The organism is Neisseria sp. Marseille-Q1983, from assembly GCF_018224585.1.
Lineage (GTDB): Bacteria > Pseudomonadota > Gammaproteobacteria > Burkholderiales > Neisseriaceae > Neisseria > Neisseria polysaccharea.
The window spans coordinates 1-11,261 of the sequence record NZ_JAGTUI010000049.1 but is presented as its reverse complement, the minus strand read 5'-3'; the positions used below and the strand labels follow the sequence as shown (position 1 = coordinate 11,261).

The 11,261-nt window shown below is 51.0% G+C and carries 9 protein-coding genes, 1 pseudogene and 1 CRISPR repeat array; of the genes and pseudogenes, 4 read left to right on the top strand and 6 right to left on the bottom strand.

The features are described 5' to 3' along the window. Window positions 1–342, top strand: a 342-nt coding sequence (locus KEM39_RS09690; RefSeq protein ID WP_211709925.1) for a hypothetical protein, incomplete at its 5' end; no start/stop codon positions are given. 142 nt (window positions 343–484) lie between these two features. On the opposite strand, the gene lbpA is transcribed toward KEM39_RS09690, so the two are convergent. From lbpA to cas1c, 4 genes are all read right to left on the bottom strand, one after another. Beyond that, a complete protein-coding gene (lbpA, locus tag KEM39_RS09685; RefSeq protein WP_211709924.1) occupies window positions 485–3,322 on the bottom strand; it encodes a lactoferrin/transferrin-binding protein LbpA in 2,838 nt (945 codons plus the stop codon). Further along, the gene (locus tag KEM39_RS09680) at window positions 3,319–5,580 is read right to left on the bottom strand and encodes a transferrin-binding protein-like solute binding protein (protein WP_211709923.1); all 2,262 of its coding nucleotides are present in this window, start codon (window positions 5,578–5,580) and stop codon (window positions 3,319–3,321) included. Before KEM39_RS09680 ends, lbpA begins: the two co-directional genes overlap by 4 nt. 222 nt (window positions 5,581–5,802) lie before the next feature. Then, a CRISPR array of direct repeats spans window positions 5,803–6,095; the repeat unit is 31 nt; unit sequence GTTTCAACACACAGCCGCCTAGAGGCGGCTG. A 189-nt stretch (window positions 6,096–6,284) separates the two neighbouring features. Further along, window positions 6,285–6,578, bottom strand: a complete 294-nt coding sequence (gene cas2 / locus KEM39_RS09675; protein WP_003714710.1) for a CRISPR-associated endonuclease Cas2 — start codon at window positions 6,576–6,578, stop codon at window positions 6,285–6,287. Between the two features lie 54 nt (window positions 6,579–6,632). Next, window positions 6,633–7,646, bottom strand: a complete 1,014-nt coding sequence (gene cas1c, locus KEM39_RS09670; protein ID WP_107862595.1) for a type I-C CRISPR-associated endonuclease Cas1c — start codon at window positions 7,644–7,646, stop codon at window positions 6,633–6,635. 581 nt (window positions 7,647–8,227) lie between these two features. Between cas1c and KEM39_RS09665 the strand changes: the two genes are divergently transcribed. Continuing rightward, a complete protein-coding gene (locus tag KEM39_RS09665; RefSeq protein WP_025456910.1) occupies window positions 8,228–8,497 on the top strand; it encodes a hypothetical protein in 270 nt (89 codons plus the stop codon). A gap of 359 nt (window positions 8,498–8,856) precedes the next feature. Continuing rightward, a pseudogene (locus tag KEM39_RS11645) lies at window positions 8,857–9,043 on the top strand (polyamine aminopropyltransferase); the annotation flags it as partial. An 86-nt stretch (window positions 9,044–9,129) separates the two neighbouring features. Here the strand turns inward: KEM39_RS11645 and era are convergent. Together era and rnc are read right to left on the bottom strand one after the other, a co-directional pair. Then, a complete protein-coding gene (gene era, locus KEM39_RS09655; protein ID WP_118997564.1) occupies window positions 9,130–10,053 on the bottom strand; it encodes a GTPase Era in 924 nt (307 codons plus the stop codon). A gap of 46 nt (window positions 10,054–10,099) precedes the next feature. Continuing rightward, complete coding sequence (gene rnc, locus KEM39_RS09650; RefSeq protein ID WP_118997527.1) at window positions 10,100–10,819, bottom strand: ribonuclease III; 720 nt, start codon at window positions 10,817–10,819, stop codon at window positions 10,100–10,102. A 166-nt stretch (window positions 10,820–10,985) separates the two neighbouring features. Here rnc and KEM39_RS09645 point away from each other — a divergent pair. After that, the coding region (locus KEM39_RS09645; protein ID WP_211709922.1) for a DUF2185 domain-containing protein at window positions 10,986–11,261 on the top strand (276 nt) is incomplete at its 3' end.

Sequence of the window (11,261 nt, the reverse complement as noted above, 5' to 3'; positions counted from 1 at the left end):
TTCGTCATTCCCGCGCAGGCGGGAATCCAGTTTTTTGAGTTTCAGTCATTTCCGATAAATTGCCTTAGCATTGAAGGTCTAGATTCCCGCCTGCGCGGGAATGACGGCGGAGCGGTTTCTGTTTTTTCCGGTAAATACCCACAAGCTAAAATCCTGTTATTTTCACAAAAACAGAAAACCAAAAACAGCAACCTGAAATTCGTCATTCCCGCGAAAGTGGGAATCCAGTTTTTTGAGTTTCAGTCATTCCCGATAAATTGCCTTAGCATTGAATGTCTGGATTCCCGCTTTCGCGGGAATGACGGCGGAGCGGTTTCTGTTTTTTCCGATAAATTGCCTTAGCATTGAATGTCTAGATTCCCGCCTGCGCGGGAATGACGGCGGAAATCTTGTTTATATTGAATCAAAAAAACCTGCACCTTAATCAGTTGGCGGTTTAGTCCGACTTTTGGGGTGCAGATCAAGCTTTCAGACGGTATTTCCTTTAAAACTTCATTTCGAGCGCGAGGCTGAAGTTCCTGCCCGGTGCGGCATACCTTCCATAGTTGCTGTCGCCGCCGTGCCGGTTTGCCGTGCTTTCCGCAGTCTGGCGCAAGGATTCCCAAGTAACGTAGCGGTAGTTGCCGATATTGTAGATAGCCGCCCTCAAGGTCAGCCGTTTTTTCAGATTCAGATAGGCGGAAACATCTGCCGTCGACCAAGAAGACGACGCTCTTTTTGCCGAATATCGTTTTTGATCGCCTGCCAGATAAGCAAGTTCATCAGGGTTTTTCCCTTTGGAATAGGTCAGCATAATGTTTGCCCCCCATTTCCCCTCGGGCTGGTCGTATCCGAACCCCAAAACATAACGCGACGGCTGTACCGCATCCAAAGCATAGCTGCGGAGGGACAAGTCCGGCCGGTTGGATACCGATTTCGGTTTGATACGGTTGTACGCTAAAGTCGTGTACAAACCTTCGGGCAGTTTGCCGTATACACCGTTCCAGTCGATTTTTCCCAATATATTAATGCCTTGGAGCGACATATTTTGGGCATTGTAATAATCGCGTATATCAATCTCTGTCAATCGTCCTGTTGAATCCGGCAATTTGGTTTTTTGATCGGCAACGGCAATCATATCGGTATAGCGGTTGCGGAAGCTGCTGATTTCCAAAAAGCCGAAGTCGCCCTTCCACTGCAAACCGATTTCGCGGTTGGCTGCCTTTTCCGATTTCAGGGCGGGACGCTGCCAGCCTTTCGGATAATCGTGATAAATGTCTATACCGAAAAGCTCTTGGAATGAAGGCGTTCTGAAGCCGCTGGAGGCGCGGTAAGACAAAGAAAAATGCCGGTTCGGTTTGAACACGATGCCGCTGTTCCACGAACGGTCAACATACCGCCCGCTGCGGACGAGTTCTTCCGACGTGGTGAAGTTTTGCCGGTCGTACCTGCCGCCCAAGCTGAAATCAAAATATTTGCCGATTGAAAAACGGTCGTTCAAAGAAATGTGGATATTGCTGCCGTTGATTTTTCTTGGCACGCATTTGCGGGAACGCAAGGTTTCGATGTAGCCGCAGACCGATCCTTCGACGACTTCGGGCTTACCCAAACGGTACTTGTCTTTGCCGTCGGCGGTGTACTCCCCCGTGTGTTCCGAAATCCTTGCCGCATTGTGGGAAAGCTGTTCGGGGCGGGAGATCGCTTTGGAAGCATCGTAACCGAAGCCCAAAGTCAGATGGTGTTTCGTCCATTTGTTTTTCAGCGATTTCTCAAACGAGGCATTCAAAACATTGTGCTGTTCGCGGTAGTGGAAACGGTCGCTGCTGTCGTAGGAATATGGTTTGTCCGCCGACGCGCGGCAGGATTTGTCCACAGCAGGATACACGGCGCAATTCAGCTTCAGTGTGTTGTTGTCGGTTGCCACGCCCTGTTTGTCAAACGACAACACCGCTTTATCCGCCCAGTTGTCAGAATACGCTTCGTTTTCATAACGGTACAGCAAACCCATACGGCGGCGGCGGTGATGTTCGTCAATAAATTTGGTGCGGGAATATTTCAAACCTATGCCCTTGACCAACTTTTTATCGCCCTTCCACTCTTCTATATTCGGCACAAAATACAAGCCGTCGCGGAAATCGTTGCCGTCGTACACCCCGCTCTTGTCGCTAAACTTTTTCGCCTCGTCCGTACCGTAATACTGTTTTTCCGTCATATCGCGGATGTCGTAACGCTGTTTGGTATCCTCAAACACGCCGCCGACATAATGCCTGCCGCCGAAGCGGTAGCCCAGCTTGGCAAGCCAAGAGCCGCTGCGGTAATCCATCGGATCGGGCAATATCCTGCCGCCGCCCGTGTAAGCTTGAGCGGACAGGTTTTCGTGGCGCGCCTGCGCCTCCCGCACCATCGCTTCTTCTTCGGCATTTAAAGGCTGATTTTTTTCAATACGTTCTTTTACCCAGCGGTTGAGCTGGTTTTTCAAATAGTTCCCGTTGCCCGCCAATTTTGCCACGGGCTTGGGTTCACTCTCGCCCTCCGCCAGAAAATATTCCGCCTTTTTATTCTGCTTCTGAATATCGTATGTTTGGCGGAACGCGTCCAAACGGTCTATGCCGTATTCCACCCCGTCCGCAATATCGCCGTGCGGGCGCGTTTCCCGCCCTTGGCGTTCGGTTCGGATTAGCAGCCCTTCCCAACCATCCTTACTGAAACCCGCGCCGAGCGACTTCATAAATTGGCGGTTTTTACTGCCATAGGCGGTTTTTGCCTGTATCCCCCAACTTTTGCCGTCTGAAATCAAATCCGCCGCCTCTTTGGTGCGGAAAGCGACCGCGCCGCCGAGTGCGCCGCTGCCGTGATCGGACGAACCGGCGCCTTTGTCGATTTCCACCGTGCTGATGTTTTCATATTCGATTTCGTTGATTGCGCCGCTGCCGCCGCGACCGCCGTATCCGCTCAACGATCCCTGCACGGTAAACGCCTGTATTTGGGCAACGCCGTCAACCGAAACCGCCACACGGTTTTTATCCACGCCGCGTATCGAGTAGCCGCCGCTCGCGCCGTTACCCTGTTCGACAACCGCCACACCCGGATTGTAGCGCGTCAGGTCGCGGATACCGAGTACCTGTTCTTTGTTCAAAGTTTCCGACGTTTTGACGATTTTGCCCAAACCGGTCGCCTCTTTCGATCTGCGCCCCACTTTGGCGGCACGGACGGTAACCTCTTTCAGGGATTGGGTCTGCGCGGCATCAGGTGTCGCCCCCCCCGCTTGGGCGGCATAAGCCGGAAAAGCGGTTGCAATGGCCAAGGCGGTCAAAGTCAGCGGAAAACCGTGTTTCTTATTCATTTTTCCACCTCCTGCATATCTTTTTTCGCACCGAATACCACGCCGAATTGAGGTTTAACTTCAGGTTTTAACTGTTCGCCAGCATCAGCTTCAGCATCAGCTTCAATTTCAACTTCATTTTCAATATTTTCAGTTATATCAAGAGATTTCCCATCCTTATTGAAAATAGTGCCGCCTAATTCTGCCGCCTGCGGGCCGTAAAATCCCCCTTCTACACGAAGATTACTAGCTTGGAAGGTTTTGGGGTCGGTCGAACCATTTCCCGAAAGATTGATGCCGTTCTCCCGAGTGCGTGCTGTCGCGTAGAAACCGTTGCCCTCAATCTTGCCGTTTTCAATATGGAAAGCAGGTTTTACACCGTTTTTCTCCGTCAGCGTTCCGGAAATCGATTTCTTGCCGAAATCAACGGTAAATACTGCTTTTGCCGCTTCTTTATCCGCCTGATTGTCCCATTGAATGGGTTTGCCGATACGCGCTTCCCAAGTGCCGGTATAGTGTGCTTCTCCAGTTTTCGGAATATCCGTTTCCGCCGTGCGGATACCTTTCAGGAAAAGGTCGATGTTCCTGCCTTTAGGGGCTTCCGGAGCGGGCAGGATGGCGTTTGAACTGCTGCCGCCTTCTGTCGGCGATTTTTCTTCGGGTTCTTCAACTTCCTCCTCTTCGGCTTCATCAACTTCTTCTTCGGTTTCTTCTTCGGCGATTTCTTCTTCGTTTTCACCGTTATCACCTTCGGAAACTTCGTCTTCTTCGCTGCCTTCACCTTCTACGACTCCATCTTCCGTGCCTTCTTCATCGCTGATTTCGTCTTCGTTTTCTTCGCTTTCACCAATTTCATCTTCGGAATCTTCGTCCTGTGCCTTCGGTTTGGCGGCAGGGCGTTCGGTTTGCATCCGTCCGAGTTTCACATAGGTCAGAAAATCGCAACAAGCACGGACGGTCATTTTCCTGCCGTCGGCAAGATTGATGATTTGTTCTTGGTTTACCAAAGGAATTTCACGCCCTTCGACAAGAAGTTTGTCGGGATGACCAAAATCGGGCATAGGGGAAATGGCAAACGGGCGGGCATTTTTATCAGTCGCCTCGTCAACGGAAATTTTTCGAGAATCCAAGATGTTGGTGTGTTTTCCAGACGGCATAGCAGGATTTGTGCCTGATGCGTCTGTTTTTTGTTTGCCTGCGAATACGCCGAATACGCTGTTGTCGTTGCTGATAAACCGTCCGGCAAGCTCTTCCCCCTTATCGCCGAAAAAACCGCCCTCAAGCCGCTGATCGGCATTAGCATGGAAAAACAGATGCTCCTTATTGGCATGGTTTTTCGCTAAATCAGGATTGACACTGGCACTGCCGGTAAAGCGGTTGCCGTCCAATTTTGCAGTAATGTCGTAAATGGTCAGCGGTTTTTTGGGCTCATTTGGATTACTTTTATTTTGCACATACTGATTTTTAATCAGCTTGCCATTCAGGGTTTTGTTATCAAAATCAACCGTATATTCGGCAGGATGCTTTTCCCTGTCGTCGGCATCCCTAGCCTCATAAGAAGTTGCCCCAATTTCATTACCATAATATGTGGTATAACCCAAATCCGTACTGGAAACCGCCTTACCTGTCCGATGACGTTTGGCATCGGTCATATATTGCCAGTTACCGGAATATTGCACCGTTCCCGCGCTCGGTAAAGATTGGGAAGGACGTTCTCCGGAATAATATACAAAACCGTCATAACTAAATCGGTTAACAAACTCCTTACCATCAGAAGTCTTTTCTTTTTCATTATCCTTTCCTTCCGCCCTGGTAAACACATAGCCCGCACGGACAAATTGATATTGATATTTTTCTTCTTCTTTTTTCGATGTGATAACCCTCACATCAGAATACCGTTCGTTGATTTTCTTTTTAAGTTTGTCAGCCTGTTCTTTCAGCGTACCGTCTAAAAACAGGATATCCTTCTCTTTAAGCGGCAGATGCTCCTCCGCCTGATGCTTGTCGGGAATTTCCGTACCGTCTTGTTTATAGGAAGCAATATTCCGCCTTGGCAGCCGCATTGCCGCACCGACGGCGGGTTGATTGACCGGCGTGGTTTCTATAGAGGGTTTGGCAGGAGGCGGAGTGGGAACGTCCTCAGGTTTGGACGGTTTGGAATCTGACGGGGTTTGCGCGGTCGGCGTTGGTTTGGCAACAGGCTGTACGCCGAAATTGCCGCCACAGGCTGCCAGCATCAACGGCAGCAAGGCAATGCTGAAATAATTCAGTTTACACATCTCTACTATTTTCCATATTTAATTAATAATAATTATCATTATATTAATATGTACAGATAATATCAACCCGTTTTTAACAAAGACATTCCCGATTGAAACAAAATGCCGTCTGAAACCTGTTCAGACGGCATTTTTGTGCAGACCCGGCAAGATTTTAAGCTGCCGGGGGAATTTAGATTGTCCTTTACCCTACTCGCGCAGGAAACGGATGTCGTCCGCGCCGTTTCAATATACAGCCGCCTAGAGGCGGCTGATTGGATGTAGCGGCGCGTGATTGCCGTTTTGTAGGTTTCAACACACAGCCACCTAGAGGCGGCTGAGTTGGTGACGAAATCAAAATCAATTTCTGCCTTGTTTCAACACACAGCCGCCTAGAGGCGGCTGGTGGGCTGCACTTTACGACAACTGGAGAGTACTGGTTTCAACACACAGCCGCCTAGAGGCGGCTGGTGTATAATACGGGCTAACGAGTAACAACGCGAAAGTTTCAACACACAGCCGCCTAGAGGCGGCTGCGCCTCTTCCGAAAGCCTTACTACATCAGGCTTCACAGCCCCGACTTCGCCAAACTCCCGAAAAAAGCACAAACATGAGTATAGCACAGCCTTATCCGCCATATCCACATTTGCAATATCCTGATTGTTAAAGAACAATCCAGATTCGCCAACCCTGCCGCATTTTTATGGGAACAACAGGTTGGCGATTCACACAATCAGCGTGTCCTTAAATATATCGACCGCCGGTTTTGCGCCGTGATGCTCCACTTTGCGCCGCCATTTGCTGCCCAGGTGGTAAAAGCGCAGGCTGTCTGTTTCGGGGTTGTAGGTTTTTAAAAGTTTGTCTTTTAAAACTACCCATTGGTCGGGTGCGATGTCGCATTCGAACACGGAATACTGCACGCGCACGCCGTAGTCTTGGCACAGTTTCGCTACGCGCCGCAGCCTTGCCTGCCCTTCGGCATTTTCCAACGAAATATCATAAGTTATCAACATCAGCATTTTCTTGTCCCTCCATGCCGTCTGAAGCCGGTTGCGTTCAGACGGCATACCCGGCTACCTCATCAAAAACGGCGGATATGCCGCCAAATCTCCGCGCAGATGCCGCGCCAAAAGCATGGCTTGAATATAAGGCAGCAAACCGATTTCCACTTCTTCGCCCAAAAACGGATGGGTGATTTTTTCCTGCTTTTTCGCCTGCAAAGACTGGAACAAAAGTTTGCGCGCATCGGCTTTTAAGCTCACCGCCCCGCCTGCCTCGACAATAAAATCCTGCGGCTTGATTTGCCCGCGGTTAATCAGCGACAGTACCAGCCTGTCCGCCCACCACGCGCGGAACTCTTCCAAAATATCCTGTGCAAGGCTGTCGCGCCCGGGTCGGTCGGCGTGCAGAAAACCCACCTGCGGATCCAGCCCCACGCCTTGCAGCGCACCGCTGATGTCCTTGCCCAAAATACTGTATAGAAAAGAAAGCAGCGCATTGACACTGTCTCTTGGCGGGCGACGGTTTCTTCCGTCAAAAGCAAACCCGCTTTCCGCCTTAACCAACTGTCCGAACACGCCGAAATAACGCGCCGCCGCATCTCCTTCAATCCCGCGTATCAAATCCAAACTGTCTGCCCGTTTCAACTGCTGCAAAGAGAAATTCAGCGCGGCAACCGCCGTCTGAATGTCCGCATTGCCGCCGTGGTTGCGAATCTGCCGCTGAAGCACCCGTTTGCCTGCTTGAATCTTCGCCGCGATGATATTGCGCGCAATCGGCACGGGATTTTGTTCCGACATCCGATACTGCGCCCGACGCAGCAGCACATTGCCGCTTTGCCGCCCCTGCAACCGCCCTAAGAAACGTCCGTTTTCGGTAAAAAACGCCAGATTCACATTATTCTCGCCGCAAAACCCCAGCAAAAACGGCGACACCAGCACGTTGCCGAAACAGAAAATATGCCCGATGGAATGCACCGGAAATTGCGCCACCTTCTTACGTTCCTGCTCCACCACCAGCGTTTCCCGCTCCTTATGCAGATAGCTGCCTTGCGTGGTGATATACAGCGTGTTTTGCAGTTTGCGCATAAGGTACTCCTTCATTTTTATTGCATTTTTGAACAGGCGGTTTGGGACGGGTGAAATCTACCGGTGCAATGTCGAAAGCACCGACAACTGATAATATTTTATTGGAACCGATAAGGAAGCACCTTCAAACTGCATTTTAAGAAAATCTGAAGGACAACAAAATCCCATTATAGGCAAAACATCTTTCAGAAGGCTGATTCCGATCAGACCTGATTGTTTTTATTAACAAGACATCAAAATACGGAACATATAGGAAGTGCGATTTGCCTTATTCCTGTCCTTGTATGAACAGAAATAACGGCGGCTTTGTATTTCCTATTCCGGATTGACCACCCGATTGACAACCGTATCCGCCCCCTATCCCGTCAAACGTAATGTTTATTTGAAAATAAAATTTTCATCCAATTAATATAAATCAAAGTAATCTACTGTATTTATTTAAAAATAAAATAAAATAGATTTTTATTTAATTGAAATAAATATAAATAGAGGAATGAAGCTGAGCGTCAGCCAAGCCGTACCGGATGCTTTTCCCTAACGCCGGGTGTTGATGCCGATATGGGGCGGATTGCCCGCCGTCCGTGTGTTGGCAGCAGCTTTGGCGGGAACAGGCGGAAACGGTTTTACTGGAAGCTGCTTCAGCTTATCCGCATATTCCGTTTTGCGCCAACCACTGCATATTCTGCGGCTTCTGCCGCAATGCTTGGAAAGGCGGCTACAGCCGGGTTTGCACCGACAAAATCATTGCGGAGCCGGAACAGGAAGCCGAAATCCGTCAAGGAAGCGGCAAAATCCGTGCCGTCTATTTCAGCGGCGGTAGCTTTGCCGACCGGAGAGTTTGGTGCGCCTGATACGCGCGTGTTACCGCCATCTGCCGACGTTTGGGACGGAGGCGCGGCGGCAGCTGCACCCTGCACAGCCGTCGATGAAATCCCGTGCAACTATATGGACAGGAAAGGACTTGCCGCCGCCGCTTTGATTGCCGGCCGGAACACGCCGTCAAAACAGATATTTTCCGTAACCGGCCGAACCTGTCCCAATACGCAAATGCCGTCTGAACATACTTCAAACGGTATTTTCCAATATTTTTCTCAGCTTCTACGCCCTCTTTCAAGGGCAAGGCGGGATAATGTGCGCCGCTCTGGGCTTGTATGCCGTCTGAAGCGGTGTAGGCGGCATTGTTGCCGTTGCGCCCGAAACCTTCCGCTGAAAAGACGACACCCGCCTCTACATCAACGGCAACCTGCACCCTCCCCGCGACGAAGCCCGTTACCGCGAAACCCTCGTCCTGCCCGCCATGCAGATGATTCAAAACCTCCGCCGCCTTAAGCGCGCCCAACCGAGGCTCGCCGTCCTATCCCAAAACACACGTTATCAACGACGATGCCGCCAAATGGGGCGCAACGCCATCCGTTGAACGGCCAAACAAAATGCCGTCTGAAACCTGTTCAGACGGCATTTGCGTAAAGTTCAGCAAGAAAAACTACAAACCCAGCTCGCGCAGGAAGCGGATGTCGTCCGCCCAACCGAATTTGACTTTGACCCATACCTTCAAAAACACTTTGGTATCAAACAGTTTTTCCATATCCAACCGCGCCTCGGTGGAAATCTTCTTCAAACGCTCCCCGCCTTTACCGATTAAAATCGCCTTTTGGCTTTCCTTATCGACCAAAACGGCGATATAGATGCGGTTCAAACCGTCTTCCTCTTCAAACTGCTCCACTTCGACGTTCATCGCATAAGGCAATTCCTCGCCCAAATAGCGGAACAATTTTTCACGCACGATTTCCATCGCTAAAAAACGCGCCGATTTGTCTGTAACCATATCTTCGAGATACATCGGCACGCTTTCGGGCAGATACGGCTTAATCAGCTCCAACAGGTTGGCAATCCGCAATCCGTGTTTCGCACTGACTGCCTCCGCCGCCGCAAATTCAAATTCGGCGCACACTTGGGCAACAAACGCCTCCAGCGCGTAACGGTCTTTCGCCTTGTCCTTGTCGATTTTGTTGACCACTAAAATAACCGGCGTGTGCTTGGGCAGTTGTTTCAACACGACGCGGTCGGCATCGGTAAAACGCATCGCTTCCACGACGAAAACCACGGCATCCACGCCGCCGAGTGCCTCGGTAACGTTTTGATTCAGCCTGTCGTTGAGCGCGTTGCGGTGGTCGGTTTGAAAGCCCGGCGTATCGACAAACACGAACTGCGCGGTATCGTCGGTATAAATCCCCGTTACGCGGTTGCGCGTCGTCTGCGCCTTTTTGCTGGTAATACTGATTTTCTGACCGATCAGATGATTCATCAGCGTTGATTTGCCCACGTTCGGACGACCGACAATCGCCACGAAGCCGCAACGGTATCCGTCGGCGGCGCGTTCCCCTGCAAGGAAGGTTTCAATATCCATATTCGCTTTCATATCCACATTTCAGACGGCATATTCACACGCCGCCTCATTTCTTTTTCTTCTTCAGCGGCAGCTTCTCTTCCAGCCATTTCAAAGCCTCTTTCGCCGCTTCCTGCTCCGCCGCCTTGCGGCTCGTCCCTTTGGCACGGCACACGAAACCCAGTTCGCCCAAATCGCAGGAAACCACAAACATACTGTCGTTGGCATAACCGATTTGCTCTTCGATACGGTATTTCGGCAAGGCGAAACGGCGTGCCTGCAACGCCTCCTGCAAAGCAGTTTTGCCGTCTTTTGCCTGATTTTGGAAATCGGCACACCGGACGCGATCGGCAAACAAATGGCGCACCACCTTTTCCGCCGTGTTGAAATCGGCATCGAAGCTGACCGCCGCAAACATCGCCTCCATCGCGTCCGCCAGTATCGAAGGCCGTCTGAAGCCGCCGCTCTTCAACTCGCCCGCCCCCAAGTACAGGCCGTCGCCGACATTCATTTCCGCCGCCATTTCCGCCAGCACGCCCTCATTGACCAGACTTGCCCGCAACCGCGACAACTCGCCCTCGGTCAACTTCGGAAACGCGTCAAACAGCATCCGCGCCACCGTATAATTCAAAATCGAATCACCGACAAACTCGAACCGCTCGTTGTGCTTCGCATGATGGCTCCTGTGCGTCAAAGCCTGCCGCAAAAGCGAAATATCGCGGAACGCGTAGCCCAGTTTCTTCTGTATCGCCGCGTGTGCCTGCTGTTTCAAAACATCGTCTTTCATTACCGTCTTCCGCAAAAAACAGCCCGAATGCGTTTCCATACTCCAAAAATACAGAAACACCTTAAGGCTGCAAACGGCGCACATTGTACCACCAAACCGCCGCCGTCTGCCGACAACGCACGAATCGTGGTAAAATCCGTAAGTTTTCCCCCAACGTATTCCCGTAATGAACGCATTTGCACAAGCACTTTCCTCGGCACTCGACCGCTGTATCGCCACCAACACCGTCGCCAAACAAAACCGGCCCGTCGGCTTCCTCTACCGAGAAGCCCCCGTTTTTGAAAACGACAGCGGCTGGCGTTTCTTCAGCGGCGACGAGACCGACGAATACACCGACGATCCGGACAACTTCAGCATCCTCAGTATTGCCGACATCACCAAAACCAACCCTGAAACCGCCGCACTGCTCTCACAACCCGAAGGCAGCGCATGGGAGCTTGCC

Coding starts and splice junctions, on each gene's coding strand:
- rnc (WP_118997527.1), bottom strand. CDS start 10,819: ATGAAAGACGATGTTTTGAAACAGCAGGCACACGCGGCGATACAGAAG.
- cas2 (WP_003714710.1), bottom strand. CDS start 6,578: ATGCTGATGTTGATAACTTATGATATTTCGTTGGAAAATGCCGAAGGG.
- KEM39_RS09680 (WP_211709923.1), bottom strand. CDS start 5,580: ATGTGTAAACTGAATTATTTCAGCATTGCCTTGCTGCCGTTGATGCTG.
- lbpA (WP_211709924.1), bottom strand. CDS start 3,322: ATGAATAAGAAACACGGTTTTCCGCTGACTTTGACCGCCTTGGCCATT.
- era (WP_118997564.1), bottom strand. CDS start 10,053: ATGGATATTGAAACCTTCCTTGCAGGGGAACGCGCCGCCGACGGATAC.
- cas1c (WP_107862595.1), bottom strand. CDS start 7,646: ATGCGCAAACTGCAAAACACGCTGTATATCACCACGCAAGGCAGCTAT.